Raw genomic sequence first — 17315 nt, 5'->3', positions numbered from 1 at the left:
TCGGTCGAACGATCGGTCGTCGTGCCTCAGCCCGCGAAGAGGACCTCGAGGTTCATGTGCGGGAGCACCCGGTGCCCGCCGTCCACGTCGAGCGCGACGCCGGTGACGTCCGCGGCCAGCTCGGAGTTGAGGAACAGGGCGGCCCGGGCGATCGCCTCGGGCGCCATGGCCGGACGGGGCAGGGCGTTGTACTGGTAGCCCGCCTGCACGGCGTGCTCGACGGTGCCGGCGCCCTCCTGGCCCGCGTAGCGGTCCAGCATCCCGGGCCACGTGGTCATCGGGGAGTTGACGAAGCCCGGCTTCACCGCGTTGCAGCGGATGCCGTGCCGGGCAGCCTCCTGCGCGACCGACTTCATCAGGCCCAGCACGCCGTGCTTGGCGGCCGTGTAGTGCCCGACGCCCTCCTCGGGCTCCTCGCCGTTCTGCGAGGACGTGAGGACGATCGAGCCGCTGCCCTGCTCGATCATGTGGGGCAGCACGGCCTTGACCGACCGCCACACCCCGGTCAGGTTGACGTCGATCATGTCCTGCCACTGCTCGTCGGTCAGCTCCCACACCGGCCCGACGCTGAGGATGCCCGCGTTCGCGATGAGCGCGTCCACCTTGCCGAACTCGGCGATGGCCCGCTGGACGGCCTCCTCGAGCGCCGTCTGGGACCGGACGTCGGCCACCACGGCGAGCGCGCGGCGGTCCAGCTGCTCGACGAGCCGGACGGTCTCCTGCAGGTCGCTCTCCTGCCCGAGCCCGTAGGGCACCGTCGCGATGTCGGTGCCGATGTCGACGACGACGACGTCGGCACCCTCCTGCGCGGACAGCAGGGCGTGAGCCCGCCCCTGTCCCCGCGCGCCGCCCGTGATGAGCACGACCTTGCCGTCCAGCAGACCCATGTCGATCCTGTTCTCTCTGAGTGGTTGGTGAAGGAGGGCGACAGGGGCGTCGAGGCGCTCCCTGCCGCCCTCCAGGTCGAGCGGACCCGTGGGGTCAGGCGGCGGTGCGCATCTTCGGCGCCGGGAGCTCGGCGAAGACCTTCTCGAAGGCCGCGACCGTCTCGGCCGTCTCGGCCTCGCCGTGCTCGGTGGACAGGAACAGACGCCCACCCGGGAGCAGGTAGATGCCGTGCGCCAGCATCGCCGGGATGACCTGCGCGCTCCAGTAGTCCCAGTCGGCGACCATCCAGTCGTCCGGACCGTTGAGCTGGGTGAGCCCGGGTCCGACGAGGGCGACCGCCCCGAGGTGGTGGACGTGCACGTCGCGACCGGCGGAGTTCGCGGCGGCCTGGATCCCGTCGGCCAGCGCGGAGGCGTTCTGCTCGATGCGCTCGTACACGCCGGGCTGGGAGAGGGTCTCCAGGGTGGCGATGACCGCGCTCATGGAGAGCGGGTTGCCGTTGAACGTGCCGCCGTGCATGGCGCCCTTGGTGACCAGGTCGATGATGTCCGCCCGGCCGGCGACCGCGGACACGGGGAAGCCGCTGCCGATCGCCTTGCCGAAGGTGGCCAGGTCCGGGGTCACCCCGAAGCGGCCGGAGGCGCCGGAGAGCCCGAGCCGGAGACCGGAGACGACCTCGTCGAAGATGAGCACCGTGCCGTTCTCGTCGCACATGCGACGCAGGCCCTCGAGGTAGCCGGGCGGCGGGGTGACGGCACCGGTGTTCGACGAGGTCGGGTCGACCAGGACAGCGGCGATCTTGCCAGGCTCGGCCGCGAACAGGCCCGCGAGCTGCTCGAGGTCGCCGTACAGGCCGATGCGCAGGTCCTGGATCGAGGACGCCGGCTGGCCGAGCGACTGCGGGATCGGCTGACCGCCGCGCCCGTAGTTGTAGTAGCTCGCCATGACGGTGTCGTGCCAGCCGTGGTAGCCGCCGCCGAGCTTGACGACGACGTCGCGGCTCGTGTGGGCCCGCGCCAGGCGCAGGGCGATCTGCACGGCCTCGGTGCCGGTGTTGGTCCAGAGCATGCGCCCGGCCCAGCCCAGGGCCTCGAGGAAGCTCTCGGCCGCCAGGACCTCCTCGCGGCTGCCACCGCCGAACATGATGCCCCGGTCGAGCTGGGCGTGGGCCGCGGCGGTGACCGCCGGGTGCGCGTGCCCGAGCAGCAGGGGCCCCCAGCCGGCCACGTAGTCGATGTAGCTGTTGCCGTCGATGTCGGTCATTCGAGCGCCCTTGGCCGACTCGAAGTAGATCTGGTGTGGCTTGGCCCCGGCCCGGACGCCCGAGGGCACGCCGCCGCCGATGCTCTGGACAGCCCTGTCCCAGAGAGCCTTCGAGTTGCTCCACCGCGCCTGCATGACCAGTCCCCTTTCCACCGACCCGTGCGGTCCGGTGTCCTCCACCGTCACCCAGGACGGCGCCGGGGACATTGGGTCAGCGCGCCAGGTGATGGTGGCGCCACGTCACAGCCGTCAGCCGGTGGCGCGGCGGGCCTTGCGATGGGCGGCCGGGGTGCTGCCGTGGGCCCGCTTGAACTCGTTGATGAACTGACTGGCGTCGGCGTAGCCCCAGCGCATCGCGATCGACTGCACCATGTCGTCGGTCTGCAGCAGGTCGCGCCCGGCGCGGTCGAGACGGCGACGGCGGACCAGGGAGCCGAAGCTGTCCCCGGAGTCGCTGAACAGCCGGTGCAGCGACCGGACCGAGATGCCGTGCTTCTCGGCGGCCTGCGCCGGGGACAGCTGCCCCAGGTGCAGGTTCTCGTCGACCCAGCGACTGACAGCCAGGCGCATGCTCTCGCTGACCGCGACCCCCGACGGCTGCCGGCGCTCCTGCACGACGCTGAGCAGCAGGTCCACGACGGCGTTGCGCGCGGCGACCGCGGCCGACGCGCCGAACCGGTCGGCGTCCGCGGCGACGCTGAGCACCACGCTGCGCAGCAGTCGGAGCAGCGCCTGGTCGTGCTCCGTGTGGGCGTCCCGCAGCAGCAACGAGCAGTTCTTGCCCATGTGCAGGGCGGTCTTGGGGACGAGCAGGACCTTCTGGGCCATCGGCCCGAGCACCTCGGACTCCACGAGGATGGTCGGGTCCCACACGTCGACCGAGGAGGTCGCGACGAACTCGCGGCGGTCCCCGTAGACCACGCGCTCGCGGAAGCGGCGGGTGTTCACGGAGATGCCCACGTAGCCCGCGGCCACGGAGGTGCTGTCCCACAGACTGGTGAACGGATCGGCCTCGACGTCGACGACCACGAGGTCGTGGAGGCTCCGCCGCCGGATCCGGCCGTGGAAGTCCGTCGCCTGCTCGGGCACCGATGCGGCATCGGCGATGCCGCTGGCCGCCCAGGCCCTGCTCCACGCGCGTACGCGCTCGGGCCCGCTCAGGCCGCTCACCTCGAAGCCGCTGCGAGCCAGCACCGCCGTCATCCCGGGGGACCTCCCAGAAGCATGATCGGGGACGGCCCGGAACCTGGCCGGGCGCCCGGTCGTCGCGTGTCGCGGGCAACGCTACGTCCGAGTTGTTCACCTGACAAGGTCGAACGGCCATTCACTTGTCACGAACCCGTCGCGTTCTCCTACGATCCTCCCGTGGCCCACGTGAGCGCAGCAGAACGCCGACAGCAGCTGATCCGCGCTGCCATCGACGTCATGATGCGCGACGGGGTCGCCGCCGCGAGCACGCGGGCGATCGCGTCCGAGCTCGGCATCGCCCAGGCGATGGTGCACTACGTGTACGGCAGCAAGGACGAGTTGTACCGCGCCGTGATCGAGCAGCTGACCACCGAGGTCACCGACCACGTCCGCGACGGCGACCTGCCGCCGGGCGTCTCGTTCCGCTCGGCGGTCGAGATGCTGGCCGAGCGGCTCTGGGACAGCGTGCTGACCCGCCCGGAGATCTACCAGCTGCTCACCGAGCTGGTCATCCTCGGCCTGAGGTCGAGGTCCCTGCACCCGACGATCACCGAGTACCAGCGCGAGCTCGACGACGCGTTCACGCACTGGCTGCGTCGCGCGGCGTCGCGGGCGGGGACGGTGCCGGCCCGGCCCATCGCCGACGTGTCACGGGTCTTCGCCGCAGGCCTCGACGGTCTCATCCTGCAGCGACTGGCCCGCCAGGACGACGAGGCGGACCTGCGCGCGCTCGCGGACCTCGTGGAGGCGACGGCCGCACTGGCCGAGGGCCGCCTGGTGCCGTCCGCCTGCTCCCCCACCGCTGGAGCACTGGGCACCCGGACGGCGTGACCCGGCGCTCGCCGGCCCGGCGGGCGTCGCGGGCCCGTCCGGCCCCGGACGTGCGACGGGTCCGGCCGGCGCCCCGGTGGGACGCCGACCGGACCCGGTCGGGAGAGGGCCGCGCCTACCGCGACGGCCCAGGGGGAATCAGGGGACGAGGACGCTCACCGAGTCGGCGACGCAGGCGGGCTTGCCGCCGCCGTCCACCTCGACGGTGACCCGCTCGACGACCTGGTAGCCGCCGGCCCCCGGCGTGACCGAGAGCAGCTCGACGCCGGCCCGCAGCCGCGAGTCCACCGGCACCGGCGCCGGGAAGCGGACCTTGTTCGCCCCGTAATTCACGCCCATCGAGATGCCCTTGATCGAGTAGACCTGCACCACGAGCAGCGGCAGCAGGCTCAGGGTGAGGTACCCGTGGGCGATCGTCGTGCCGAACGGGCCCTTGGCCGCGGCCTCGGGGTCGACGTGGATCCACTGGTGGTCACCCGTGGCCTCGGCGAAGAGGTCGATCTGCTTCTGGGTGACGGTGTGCCAGTCGGACCAGCCCAGGTGCTCCCCGACCGCCGCCTCCATGTCCGGGATGCCCTGGAAGACCCTCACGACAGGCGCTCCAGCACCAGGGCCATGCCCTGACCGCCACCGACGCACATGGTCTCGAGACCGAACTGCTTGTCGTGCCACTGCAGCGAGTTGATCAGCGTGCCGGTGATCCGGGCGCCGGTCATGCCGAAGGGGTGCCCGACGGCGATGGCGCCACCGTTGACGTTCAGCTTCTCCTCGTCGATGCCCAGCTCGCGGGCCGACGGGATCACCTGCGCGGCGAAGGCCTCGTTGATCTCGACCAGGTCGATGTCGTCGATCGTCAGGCCGGCGTTGGCCAGCGCCCGCCGGGACGCCTCGACCGGGCCGAGGCCCATGATCTCCGGCGACAGGCCGGACACGCCGGTGCTGACGATGCGGGCCAGCGGCGTCAGCCCCAGCTCGCGGGCCTTGACGTCGGACATGATCACGGCCACGGCCGCGCCGTCGTTGAGCGCGCAGCAGTTGCCGGCCGTGACGGTGCCGTCGGGGCGGAACACCGGCTGCAGCGAGGACACCGCCTCCAGGGTCACGCCCGCCCGCGGGCCGTCGTCGGTGCTGACCACGGTGCCGTCGGGCAGCGTGACCGGGGTGATCTCGCGGGCCCAGAAGCCGTTGGCGATGGCCTTCTCGGCGAGGTTCTGGCTGCGGACGCCGAAGGCGTCCTGCTCGGCGCGGGTCACGCCCTTGAGCTGCGCGACGTTCTCGGCGGTCTGGCCCATCGAGATGTAGACGTCGGGGAGCAGACCCTGCTCGCGCGGGTCGGACCAGGTGCGGCCACCGGCGGCGAACTCCTCGGTCCGGGCCTTCGCCTCGTCGAACAGCGGGTTGTCGGTGCCGGGCAGGCCGTCGGCGGACCCCTTGGCGTAGCGGCTGACCGCCTCGACGCCGGCGGAGAGGAACACGTTCCCCTCCCCCGCCTTGATGGCGTGGAAGGCCATGCGCGTGGTCTGCAGGCTGCTGGAGCAGTAGCGGTTGACCGTGACGCCGGCGACCTCGTCGAGCCCGGCGAGGACGGCGACCGAGCGCCCGAGGTTGTTCCCGTGCTCGCCGGCCGGGCTGCCGCAGCCCAGGATGAGGTCGTCGATCTCACGGGGGTCGAGCTCGGGGACCTTGGCGAGGGCGGCCTGCACCATCTGGACGGTCAGGTCGTCGGGGCGCATGCCCCTCAGCGACCCCTTGAAGGCCCGGCCGATGGGCGATCGGGCCACGGAGACGACGACGGCTTCGGGCATGGAGGACTCCTCGCGTTCGGACACTCACGTCTTCTCGGTCTGATGACCTGGTCAGATGACTTGGGCGAATGATATTTTCTCGCCGACCGTGACGACAAGGGGGCCTCGTGCCGATCGCCATCACCGATGACCACCGCGCGCTGGGCGACTCCGTCCGCAAGCTGGTGACCAACCGCGACGTCCTGGGCTCGGCCCGGGGGTTGCTCGAGGCCGAGACCGAGGAGTCGTCGGCCCTGTGGAAGGACCTGGTCGGCCTCGGGCTGCCCGGGCTGCACGTACCGGAGGACCTCGGCGGCGCCGACGGCACCCTCGAGGACCTCGTGATCGTCGTGGAGGAGCTGGGCGCGTCCGTGACCCCCGGCGCCTTCGTCCCGACCGTGATCGCGAGCGCCGTCCTGGCCGCGGCGGGCGACGACGAGGTGCGCCGGAGCCTGCTCCCCGACCTCGCCGAGGGCAACCGCACGGCCGCGATCGCGCTCGACGCGCGGGTCGAGGTCGCGGGCGGCACGGTGTCCGGCAAGGTCGCCGCCGCGCTCGGTGGCGGGGTCGCCGACGTCCTCCTCCTCCCGGCCGGTGACGACGTCGTCGTCGTCGACCTCACGGGCGAGGGCGTGACCGTCGTGGTCCCGCCGAACCTGGACGCCACGCGCCGCTCCGCTCGGGTGACCCTGGCCGGCGCACCGGCCACCGTGGTCACCGGGGCCCGCGCCGCCCTGCGCGACCTCTCCCGTCTCGTCTTCGCCGCCGAGGCGGTCGGCGTGGCCCGGCAGACCACCCACCTGGCGTCCGAGTACGCCAAGGTCCGCAAGCAGTTCGGCCGCACCATCGCCACCTTCCAGGCCGTGAAGCACCACTGCGCGAACATGCTCGTGGCCACCGAGCTGGCCACCGCGGCGGTGTGGGACGCGGCCCGGGCGGCCGCGGCCGACGACGCCGACCAGCGCGCGCTGACCGCCGCCGTGGCGGCGACCCTCGCCGGTGACGCCGCCTACGACTGCGCCAACCTGTGCATCCAGGTGCACGGCGGCATCGGTATCACGTGGGAGCACGACGCGCACCTGTACCTGCGCCGGGCGACCGCTCTGCGCACGCTGCTGACCCCGGACGCGGCGGCCGCCGACGCCACCGCCCTCTACCGGCGCGGGGTGCGGCCCTCCCGCACGATCGAGCTGCCGCCCGAGGCGGAGGCCATGCGCGGCGAGGTCCGCGAGTTCGCCCAGCGCGTCGCGGGGCTCGACCGCGACCAGCAGCGCACCGAGATGGTCGCGGCCGGCTACGCCATGCCGCACTGGCCGAAGCCCTGGGGCCGCGACGCGGGCGCCGTCGAGCAGCTCGTCATCGAGCAGGAGTTCGCGGCGGCCGGCCTCAAGCGGCCGTCCTACGGCATCACCGCGTGGATCCTGCTGACCCTGGTCCAGCACGGCAACGAGGACCAGGTCCAGCGCTGGGTGCCGCCGGCCCTGCGCCAGGACCTCATCTGGTGCCAGCTGTTCAGCGAGCCCGAGGCCGGCTCCGACGCGGCCGCGGTCAAGACCCGCGCGACCCGCGTCGAGGGTGGCTGGCTGCTCAACGGTCAGAAGATCTGGACCAGCGACGCGCACGAGTCGAAGATGGGCTTCGCGACGGTGCGCACCGACCCGGACGCGCCCAAGCACCAGGGGATCACCACCATGGCCGTCGACATGTCGGCCAAGGGCGTCGAGGTCCGGCCGCTGCGCCAGACCACCGGGAGCGCCGAGTTCAACGAGGTCTTCTTCGACGACGTGTTCGTGCCCGACGAGGACGTCGTCGGGCCGATCAACTCCGGCTGGACCGTCGCCCGCGCCACGCTCGGCAACGAGAGCGTCAGCATCGGTGACGGCACCGGAGCGATGGTCCTGCCGGTGGAGCGCATCATCGACGCCTACGACGCCCACCCGGAGCGTCTGGGCGGCGGAGCGGAGCGCATCGGCCGGTACGTGGCGGTGCAGCACGCGTCGAGCACCCTCAACCTGCGCAGCGCCCACCGCGCGGTCGCCGGCACGGGCCCCGGCCCCGAGGGCAACGTGACCAAGCTCGTCCTGTCGGAGCTGATGCACGAGGCCGCCGAGCTCCTCGTGGACCTGGGCGGTCCCTCTGCGGTGTACGCCGACGGGCCCGGCGCGTGGACCGCGCCGGTCGTCCTGATGAGCCGGGCCATGTCGATCTACGGCGGCACCTCGGAGATCAAGCGGAACCAGATCGCCGAGCGCATCCTGGGCATGCCGCGGGACCCGCTGCTCAACAACTGAGTCCCACGGACGGAGTTCCCATGACGACCGGTCGGGAGACCTCGACCGCGTCGACGGACGACGCCCGCCGTGCGGGACCGTCCGGCGAGGGCGGGGGTGCGCCAGGAGCCTGGCGCACCCTCGCCTTCGTCTGCCTGGCCTGTTTCTTCTCGGAGATCGGCTGGGCAGGCCTCGCCGTGGCGGTACCCGTCGTGGTCCGCGACCTCGACGCCACGTCGACCGCGGCGACGTGGCTCGTCCTCGCGCCCCAACTCGCCGCGACGGCCTTCATGATCAGTTTCGGCCGGCTCGCGGACATCTTCGGCAGGCGGACCCTGTTCCTCTGGGGCGTCGCCGTCTTCACGGTCGCCAGCGTGCTGTGCGCGCTCGCCACCGACGCGTGGTTCCTCGTCGGCTCCCAGGTGCTGGTGGCCATGGCGTGCGGCGCGATCGTGGCCAACGGTGCCGCCATCCTGGTGGACACCTTCCCGGCCGCGCGGCTCAACCACGCCCTCGGTGTCTACGTCGCGTCCTTCTCGCTGGCGGCGCTCCTCGGACCGGCCGCCGGGGGTCTGGTCGCGGACACCATCGGCTGGCAGTGGCTGTTCTGGTTCGGCGTGCCCGTCGGCGTGGCCTGCCTCCTCTGGGGCTCCCGCGCACTCCCGCGCGACGCCGGCGCCCGCTCCGGACGGCTGGACGTCCCCGGACTGGTCCTCGTGCCGGTCGCACTCCTGGGCCTGGTCTTCATCCTGACCCAGTCGGGTCAGTGGGACTGGCGCAGCCCCGGCGTGCTCGCGGGCGTGGCCGGCGTCGTGCTGGTCCTGGTGGTCTTCGTGGTCGCCGAGCGCCGGGCGGCCGACCCCATCATCGACTTCTCGTTGTTCGGCGACCGGCCCTTCGCCCTCGCGATGTTCTCGGCCTTCGTCAACGCGATGGCGCTCTACACCGTGCCGCTGATCGTGGCCCTGTTCTTCCAGGCGGCCCTGGGCGACTCCGCCTTCCTGGCCGGCCTGAAGATCACGCCGCTGTCCGCGATCGACGGGCTCATCGCGCTGGCCGCCGGGATGCTGGCGCGCTTCGGCAAGCCGCGCAGCCTCGCGCTCGTCGGGTCCGCCGTCGCGGCCGCGGGCATCGTCCTGCTGCGGTTCGGCATCCAGGAGTCCTACACGCTCACCGCCATCGCACTCGTCCTCACGGGTGCGGGCGTGGGCATCTTCCTGCCGGCCAACGCCAACGTCGTGATGACCGACGTCCCGAGCGACCGCGTCGGGGTGACCAACGCGGTCCGGCTGACGCTGCAGAGCGTGGGCGGCCTGTTGTGCACCGCCGTCTGCCTAGCCCTCATCACGGGCTCGCTGGACCCCTCCCTGAGGGGCGGCTTCTTCGCGGGCGAGGTGTCCGAGCTCGGCGAGGACGCCCTCCCCCGCCTGTACGGCGCCTACGACTCGGCACTCACCCTGCTGTCCGTGCTCGCGGTGCTCGGGACCCTCGCCGCCGGCGCGAGCTGGGCGTACGCCCGCCGGCACGTACGTGTGAGCAGCAACGACGTGGAATCAGGAGTTCCCCAGTGACGACAACCGACGTGCAGCCCGACCAGCGCCCCGTGCTGCTCGACCACGTGGCGATCGCGACGCGGCGCCTCGACGACGGCCGAGCGCTCTTCGGCGGCCTCCTCCAGGGCCTCGTCTCCCAGGGCGGCGACTCGCTGGGCTTCTACTGGCGGCAGACCTTCTTCCCCAGCGGCCCGCGGGTGGAGGTGCTGACGCCGACCGACCCGGTCAACGGGGCATTCCTCGAGCGCTTCCTCGACCGGACCGGACCGGGGTTCCACCACTACAACTTCGACGTCCCCGACCTGGCCGCGACCCTGGCGGAGGTCGAGGCGATGGGCATCACGCCGGTCCAGGTCCGCCTCGAGGAGGACCACTACAAGGAGGCGTTCCTGCGCCCCGGGGACGCCCATGGCGTCGTCATCCAGATCGTCCAGCACGCCGAGCGCCACGTGCACGCCGCGTCTGAGGAGGCGCTCGAAGCCGACCTGGCCCACGTCACCGACGTGGAGCACCACGTCGCCGACCTCGACGGCGCGCTGCGGCTGTTCACCGGTCCGCTGCGTGGCCGGATCGACCCGGCCGCCGACGACCGGCCGGACTCGGTCGTGGTGACCTGGCCGGACCAGGGGCGCATCCGCCTCGTCGCGAGCACCGGTACGGGCACGGGACACCCCGCCGGGTCCCTGCGCCACCTGGAGTTCGCGCGGACGCGGACCCCCTTCTCCCCCGCCGAGCGCGCCGCGATCGACGCGGCCGCCGCGCGGCTCGGCGTCACCCTGCGGCTCGCCGAGCCCGCCGCCGTCGCCGCCGGGACGTCCTCGGGGTCCTGACCCACCGTCACGCGGCCGGCCCGGAGACGGGCCGGCCGCGTCCGGGGCCTGCGCGCGACGCGCAGGCGCCGACTCACGCGGGCTGGGAGTCCACCGTCGCCGACGGCATCCGCGACATCGCCAGGAGGTCGAGCGCGCGCGACGCGTCGTCGAGTTCCGCCGCGAGCCGCTCCTCGTCCCGATGCAGGAACCACTGCAGCGCGAGCCCGTCCATGAGGACGACGGTCATCCGCGCCAGGGGACGGACCAGGGACGGGTCATCCACCGGGAGCAGTCCGCGCTGCAGCGTCGTCACGAGCCGGGTGTGGGTCCGCTCCACGGCGCGGTCGGCGAGCTCCCTGCTGCGGGGCAGCGCCCACAGGTACAGGTCGTAGGTCGACAGACCCAGCTCCGGCTCACGGAGCAGCCACTGAGCGTGCTGCTCCAGGACGGCGGCCGCGGTCGGACCCAGGCCGAGACCCGGCTCGACGACCGACATCTGCATCATGCTCGTGGAGGCGTGGTCCACGAGCTCCATGAAGAGCTCCTCCTTGGACCGGAAGCAGTAGTGCAGCGCCGCGAGCGGCGCATCGGCCTCCGCCGCGATCACCCGCGTCGTCGCACCGGCCACGCCGTGTCGCGCGATGGCACGGGCGGCGGCCGCGATGAAGTCGGCTCGCCGCTCCTCGGCTGGCATACGCGGCACGGCACTCACCTCTCGGCGCTCTGACACGCCGCTCTCCGGACGGCACGGGAGCGGGTCTCCGTGCCCGGGGTGTGTGCGGCGGCTCCAGCGCGGTCTGCCGAGCAGTCGTGCATCCCGGAGCAGCCGCGCCCCACAGCGAGACTAGGCACTCGCGGGCACGGACGCCAGGTTCCGTGATCTCCCCGAGTCCCACGTCCGCGCCGGCTCGTCGTCGGCGTCCCTCCGATGGGCGAGGCGCGACGTGATCCGGCCCACTGTCGGACGGGCGACGTGGTCAGGGGGAAGAGCCGCTGGTTACGTTCGTGTTACGCCGGTCACGGACTTGACGCGATTCACACGAACCTTTGACACCGTGTCCTGCGACACGCTTCACTGGCCGCCGTCAGGTCAAGCGACTGAGTCACTTGAACCTCACGCCGCGCCGAAACACATGACGGTTCGTGGCCTCAGAACCTGCACAGTCGCCGGAGGGCCGCTGGTGGATGCAACACAAGAAATCCCGGATCAGAAGGCGCCAGCCCAGGCACCCGAGGTGGATTCCCCACCCCGTCGCCGTCGGGGTGGGAACGGGACGGGCAAGCTCGTCCTGCAACGCCTCTTCTGGCTGGTCGTCACGCTGTGGGGGATCTCCGTCCTGATCTTCCTCGCCACGCACGCCCTGCCGGGTGACCCGGCCGAGGCGATCGTCGGCCGGGCGGGCAACGGCCAGCGGCTCGCCGCACTGCGCGAGCAGCTGGGCCTCAACGAGCCGCTCTCCGACCAGTACTTCTCCTGGCTGAGCGGCGTGCTGCACGGCGACTTCGGTACCGCGGTCAACGGCGCATCCGTGTGGTCCCTCATCGAACCGCGGATCCTCAACAGCTTCGCGCTGCTCGGAACGGCCGCGCTCATCGCCGTCCCCCTGTCGGTGCTCATCGCCCTGGTCGCCGCCGCCCGTCGCGGTGGTGCGTTCGACCGGGCGGTGGACGGTCTGTCGCTCGTCGTCGCCGCCCTGCCCGAGTTCGTCGTGGCGATCGCCCTCATCGCGCTCTTCGCCACCAGCGTCTTCAACTGGTTCCCCGCGGTGTCGATCGTCAGCGGCGGCGGGTCGGCACTGTCCTCGCCGGAGGTGCTCGTCCTGCCGGCGGTCACGCTGGCGATCCTCGTCATGCCCTACCTCGTCCGCCTCGCTCGCGCGTCGGCCGGCGAGGTGTACGACGCGGAGTACATCCGCGCCGCCCGCCTCCGCGGTGTCGGGGGACGTCGACTGCTGTGGCGTCACGTGCTGCCGAACGCGGCGCCCCCCACCGTGCAGGCCACCGTGCTGGTGCTCGTCTACCTGCTCGGCGGCTCGGTCATCGTCGAGACCGTCTTCGCCTTCCCGGGCATCGGCCTCCAGCTCGTGGAAGCCGTGCGTGGGCGCGACCTGCCGATCATCCAGTCGCTGGCCCTGCTCATCGCCGCCTTCTACCTCGTGCTGACGACGGTGGCGGACCTGCTGACCATCGCGCTCACCCCCCGACTGAGGAGCAGCCGCCGATGACCATCACCACCGTCGACGACCTCGCCTCCCCCGGCTCGGAGGGTGCGGCCACGCCCACGGCCGCTCCCTCCCCGAGCTCGGGTCGCGAGCTGCTGCGCAACTCGCTGCGCAACAAGCGCACGATCATCGGCCTGTCGATCCTCGTCCCCGTCGTCCTCCTCGTGCTGATCGGGCCGTGGCTGGCGCCGGAGGACCCGCTGGAGCCGGTCGGCGCCCCCTTCACCCCCTCGGGTGACGGGCACCTGCTCGGCACCGACGTCCTCGGCCGCGACGTCCTGAGCCGGCTGCTCGCCGGTGGACAGACGGCACTGCTGACCGCCCTGGCCGCCACGGTGCTGGGGGTCCTGGTGGGCAGCGTGCTCGGGTTCCTCGCCGCGCTGGCCAAGTCGTGGGGCGACGAGACGATCATGCGCATCCTCGACGTGCTGCTCGCCTTCCCGCAGTACGTGATGTTCCTCGTCGTCGTCTCGATGGTCGGCTCCAGCACGTGGCTGACGATCCTGCTGGTGGCCCTCGTCTGGGTCACGCCCGTGGCCAAGGTGATGCGGGGCGCCGCCCTCGGCATCACCAGCCAGGACTTCGTCCGCTACTCCCGCTCCCTGGGTGCGGGCCGCTGGCGGATCCTCAACGACGACATCCTCGGCAACGTCACGGCGCCGCTGAGCGTCGAGTTCGGTCTCCGCCTCACCTGGTCGATCTCGTTGGTCGCCGGGCTGAGCTTCCTCGGGTTCGGCGCCCAGGCCCCGACGCCCGACTGGGGACTCATGATCGCCGAGAACCAGGTCGGGCTGCCGCTGGCGCCGTTCGCCGCGCTGGCTCCGGTCATCTGCATCGCCATCCTCACCGTCGGGACCAACCTGGTGACCGAGGGCGTGGCGGAAGCTTCTGCAACTGGAGGGAACGCACTGTGACGTCGGCACTCGTCGTCGAGAACCTCACCGTCCGCGCCGGACAGGACGGACCAGCGATCGTCGAGGACGTCAGCTTCACCGTCGAAGCGGGTGAGATCCTCGGCGTGGTCGGCGAGTCCGGGAGCGGCAAGACCACTCTCGGCCTCGCGGTCCTCGGATACGGCCGCGACGGCGCCGTGATCACCGGGGGCGACATCCGGATCAACGACCGCTCGATCGTGCACAGCAAGGCGGAGGACCTCCGCCGGCTCCGCGGCGACATGGTCTCGTACATGCCGCAGGACCCGGGGTCCTCGCTCAACCCCGCGCGACGCATCGGGGCCCAGCTCCGCGAGGTGCTCGAGCTCAAGGCCGAGCGCGTCGACTCGATCCCGCAGCGGATCGCCTCGGCGATGGACGAGGTCCACCTGCCGACGAACCCGGACTTCCTCAAGCGCTACCCGCACGAGCTCTCCGGTGGTCAGCAGCAGCGCGTGCTGCTCGCCCTGGCCTTCCTCCGGGACCCGCGGGTCGTCGTCCTCGACGAGCCGACCACGGGTCTGGACGTGACGACGCAGGCCCGCGTGCTCGAGACGGTGCGCGAGATGTGTCACCACCGGAAGTCGGCGGCGGTCTACATCTCCCACGACCTCGACGTCGTGGCCGACCTCGCCTCGCAGATGCTGGTGCTCTACGGCGGACGCGTGGCCGAGCACGGGCGCAGCCAGGAGCTGTTCGCCCACCCCCGGCACCGCTACACGGCGGCCCTCCTGGCGTCCGCGCCGGCGCTGGAGGAACGGCGCCGGCTCGTCGGCATCCCCGGTCAGGCCCCGCGCCTGAGCGACCGGACCAGCGGCTGCCGCTTCTCCCCGCGCTGCGCCCACGCGACGGCCGCGTGCGACACCATGCCCGCGCCGACCGCGGTGTCGCCGACGCACACGGTGCTGTGCCACCACCCCGTGCTGGAGCAGCCCACGCTGCGCATCGAGGAGCCGCATGCCCGGGTGACCTCGTCGACGTCGACGTCGAGCCTCGCCGCCCGGGGCGTGCGGGCCGCCTACGGCAGCAACACCGTCCTGCACGGCATCGACCTCGAGGTGCAGCGCGGCGAGTGCCTCGCGATCGTCGGCGAGTCCGGCAGCGGCAAGACCACGCTCTCGCAGGTCATGAGTGGGCTGCACGCGCCCAGCGGTGGCTCGATCACCTTCGACGGCCGCGAGCTCGCCGGCCGGGCGCGCGACCGCTCGGCCGCCGACCGCCGGGCGATCCAGTACGTCTTCCAGAACCCGCACGGCTCGCTGAACCCGCGCAAGACGATCCGGGCCCTGCTGGAGCAGCCCGCCCGTGCCTTCCGCCTCCGCGACACCGACCCGACCAAGTGGCTGGAGCGCGTCCGGCTCGGGTCGCACGTGCTGCGGCAGCGGCCGCGCCAGCTGTCCGGCGGTGAGCGTCAGCGGGTCGCGATCGCCCGTGCCCTCATGACCGAACCGGACTTCCTGGTCTGCGACGAGATCACCTCCGCCTTGGACGTCTCCATCCAGGCGTCGGTGATCAACCTGCTCCAGGACCTCCAGCAGGAGACCGGGATCGGGATCGTCTTCGTGACGCACAACCTCCCGCTCGTGTCGGCACTCGCCGACCGCGTCGTCGTCATGCAGTACGGCCGGATCGTGGAGGAGGGCCCGACGGAGCAGGTCCTGCACGCCCCGCGGACCGAGTACACCCAGCAGCTCCTGTCCGCCGTGCCGGGCCACGCCGGACCGCTCCGAGTCAGCACCCCCGTCCCCGCTTCCCCCCGATCCGAGACCACACGAGAGGCATTCCATGTCGCGTCTGAGTAGGTACCCGGGTGTCACGCGGCGTCAGTTCGTCCTCGGCGGCGGAGCCGCCTTCGGGCTGGCGGCGCTCGCAGCGTGTACGGGGAACGGTGACTCGTCCTCGGGCAGCAACCCGAGCCCGACGGCGACGCCGCAGGCCGGTGGCACCATGCGTTTCGGGTACTACGGCGGCTCGGGCACCGACAGCCTGGACGTGCACTACGCGGTCTCCGACTTCGCCAACGCCGCCGGGGTCCAGCTGTGGTCCTCGCTCATGACCGGCTCGGCCACCACCGACGGTAACGTCACCACCGATGACGCGACGACCGCGCTGGCCGAGTCCGTCGAGGTGGAGAGCCCGACGTCGGTGGTGGTCCGGCTGAAGGAGGGTCTCACCTTCCACCAGGGGCAGCCCATCACCGCGGACGACGTCCTGGCCAGCTACGCCCGGTTCCTGGACCCCAACAACCCGGGCGCGCCCGCCCCCTCGCTCTCGCAGATCGACATCGCCTCGAGCCAGGTCCTCGACCCGCGCACGGTGCGGTTCGCGCTGTCCTCCCCGAACTCGTTCATCGTCGGCGGCCTCAGCAGCAACCTGGCCGCCATCTACCCGGGTGGGCAGTTCGATCCCAGCAACGGCTCGGGGCCCTTCACGTCGCAGGCCTTCCGGCCGGGCAACTCGGCCGAGTTCGCCCGCTTCGACAACTACCACTCGCCCGCGCTGATCGAGGGTCTGGTCATCCAGAACTTCACCGATGACACCTCGAAGCTCAACGCGCTGCGCAGCGGTGCGATCGACTTCGCCGGCAAGATCTCGCCCACCCTCGCTCCGACGCTGGGCAGCGGGTTCAACGTCTACCGCGAGGACACCGGCGGCTTCGGCGCGTTCGTCATGGACTCGCAGTCGGACATCTTCCGTGACCCGCGGGTGCGCCAGGCGTTCCGGCTGATGGTGGACCGCCCCGCGCTGATCGAACAGGTGCAGGGTGGTACGGGCAAGGTCGGCAACGACGTCTTCGCGCCCTTCGACCCGGCCTACATCGGCGACACCTTCCCGCAGCGCGAGCAGGACATCGACCAGGCCAGGTCGCTGCTCCGAGCGGCCGGCGCCGAGGGCCTGACCTTCGACATGGCCACCTCCGGGCTGGTTCCCAACCTCGAGGTCGCCTTCGCCCAGCAGGCGCGGGCCGCCGGCGTGACGATCAACGTCCAGCAGGTGGACTCGACGACGTTCTTCAGCCAGCACTACGGCGTCGACCCGTTCTACGTCTCGCTGTGGCCGAACACCACGCTGGCCACGCAGCTGGCGCTCTCCATCGCACCGGGCGCCTACTACCCCGAGGGCGGCTGGGACAACCCCGAGTTCCTCTCGCTGTGGGAGGCCGCGCTGGCCGACCAGGACGAGGACAGCCGCAACGACAAGCTCGGCGAGATCCAGCGGCTCTTCTACGAGGAGGGCACGTACATCATCTGGGGCTTCAACGAGAACGTCGACGCGACTGCGACCAACGTGGCCGGCGTCGTCGAGGACGAGTCGTCCTACCCGCTGTCGTTCTTCAACTTCACGCAGGTCGGCTTCGTCTGACCCCTCCGCCCGATCGCCTCTCGCAGGCGGCGGCTCGCCCCGGGCTCCCGGCGCGAGCCGCCGTCTCGTGCCCGCCGGAGCCAGTCCCCGAGGGGCGCGCCGGCGACACGAGGACGCCTGCGTGCGGACCGTCCGACCGACCCGTCGGGTCAGGTCGGCGGCTCTGCACCCGCCTGCGGCCCGCGGCAGTACCGCCACACCCGCACGTC

Annotated in this window: 14 protein-coding genes; 8 read left to right on the top strand and 6 right to left on the bottom strand. The window is 72.0% G+C overall.

Annotated elements, in window-relative coordinates:
* Positions 1-26 precede the first annotated feature (26 nt).
* From ACI781_RS13500 to ACI781_RS13490, 3 genes are all read right to left on the bottom strand, one after another.
* On the bottom strand, positions 27-887 hold the full coding sequence (locus ACI781_RS13500) for a mycofactocin-coupled SDR family oxidoreductase (RefSeq protein ID WP_456566624.1): 861 nt from the start codon (positions 885-887) through the stop codon (positions 27-29).
* A gap of 94 nt (positions 888-981) precedes the next feature.
* Complete coding sequence (locus ACI781_RS13495; RefSeq protein ID WP_456566623.1) at positions 982-2220, bottom strand: aspartate aminotransferase family protein; 1239 nt, start codon at positions 2218-2220, stop codon at positions 982-984.
* A 180-nt stretch (positions 2221-2400) separates the two neighbouring features.
* Complete coding sequence (locus ACI781_RS13490) at positions 2401-3354, bottom strand: helix-turn-helix transcriptional regulator (protein WP_456566622.1); 954 nt, start codon at positions 3352-3354, stop codon at positions 2401-2403.
* A gap of 171 nt (positions 3355-3525) precedes the next feature.
* On the opposite strand from ACI781_RS13490, the gene ACI781_RS13485 reads away from it, so the two are divergent.
* Positions 3526-4170 carry a TetR/AcrR family transcriptional regulator gene (locus ACI781_RS13485; protein WP_456566621.1) on the top strand — a complete coding sequence of 215 codons (645 nt, stop codon included), beginning with the start codon at positions 3526-3528 and terminating at the stop codon, positions 4168-4170.
* A gap of 138 nt (positions 4171-4308) precedes the next feature.
* Here the strand turns inward: ACI781_RS13485 and ACI781_RS13480 are convergent, their stop codons facing one another.
* On the bottom strand, positions 4309-4761 hold the full coding sequence (locus ACI781_RS13480; protein ID WP_456566620.1) for a MaoC family dehydratase: 453 nt from the start codon (positions 4759-4761) through the stop codon (positions 4309-4311).
* On the bottom strand, positions 4758-5975 hold the full coding sequence (locus ACI781_RS13475) for an acetyl-CoA C-acetyltransferase (protein ID WP_456566619.1): 1218 nt from the start codon (positions 5973-5975) through the stop codon (positions 4758-4760). The genes ACI781_RS13480 and ACI781_RS13475 overlap by 4 nt, the downstream gene beginning before the upstream one ends.
* 107 nt (positions 5976-6082) lie before the next feature.
* Here ACI781_RS13475 and ACI781_RS13470 point away from each other — a divergent pair, with 107 nt between their 5' ends.
* The 3 genes from ACI781_RS13470 to ACI781_RS13460 are packed head-to-tail and all read left to right on the top strand — an operon-like array spanning position 6083 to position 10607.
* Entirely contained in the window at positions 6083-8245 is a 2163-nt protein-coding gene (locus tag ACI781_RS13470; RefSeq protein WP_456566618.1) for an acyl-CoA dehydrogenase, read from the top strand.
* 20 nt (positions 8246-8265) lie between these two features.
* Positions 8266-9795: an MFS transporter gene (locus ACI781_RS13465; protein ID WP_456566617.1), complete on the top strand. Its 1530-nt coding sequence runs from the start codon at positions 8266-8268 to the stop codon at positions 9793-9795.
* Positions 9792-10607 (top strand): VOC family protein, encoded by an 816-nt coding sequence (locus ACI781_RS13460; protein WP_456566616.1) that lies wholly within the window; start codon positions 9792-9794, stop codon positions 10605-10607. Before ACI781_RS13465 ends, ACI781_RS13460 begins: the two co-directional genes overlap by 4 nt.
* Positions 10608-10680: 73 nt before the next feature.
* On the opposite strand, the gene ACI781_RS13455 is transcribed toward ACI781_RS13460, so the two are convergent.
* Positions 10681-11283, bottom strand: coding sequence for a TetR family transcriptional regulator (locus ACI781_RS13455; RefSeq protein ID WP_456566667.1), 603 nt, complete (start codon positions 11281-11283; stop codon positions 10681-10683).
* Between the two features lie 541 nt (positions 11284-11824).
* Between ACI781_RS13455 and ACI781_RS13450 the strand changes: the two genes are divergently transcribed.
* From ACI781_RS13450 to ACI781_RS13435, 4 genes are all read left to right on the top strand, one after another.
* Positions 11825-12814, top strand: coding sequence for an ABC transporter permease (locus ACI781_RS13450; protein WP_456566615.1), 990 nt, complete (start codon positions 11825-11827; stop codon positions 12812-12814).
* The gene (locus tag ACI781_RS13445; RefSeq protein WP_456566614.1) at positions 12811-13725 is read left to right on the top strand and encodes an ABC transporter permease; all 915 of its coding nucleotides are present in this window, start codon (positions 12811-12813) and stop codon (positions 13723-13725) included. Before ACI781_RS13450 ends, ACI781_RS13445 begins: the two co-directional genes overlap by 4 nt.
* Positions 13722-15545 (top strand): ABC transporter ATP-binding protein, encoded by a 1824-nt coding sequence (locus ACI781_RS13440; protein ID WP_456566613.1) that lies wholly within the window; start codon positions 13722-13724, stop codon positions 15543-15545. The genes ACI781_RS13445 and ACI781_RS13440 overlap by 4 nt, the downstream gene beginning before the upstream one ends.
* A 145-nt stretch (positions 15546-15690) precedes the next feature.
* Positions 15691-17106 carry an ABC transporter substrate-binding protein gene (locus ACI781_RS13435; protein WP_456566612.1) on the top strand — a complete coding sequence of 472 codons (1416 nt, stop codon included), beginning with the start codon at positions 15691-15693 and terminating at the stop codon, positions 17104-17106.
* Positions 17107-17315 lie beyond the last annotated feature (209 nt).

The sequence above is a fragment of the Blastococcus sp. SYSU D00695 genome (genome assembly GCF_054050555.1).
This window is presented reverse-complemented; position numbering and strand designations above follow the sequence as displayed.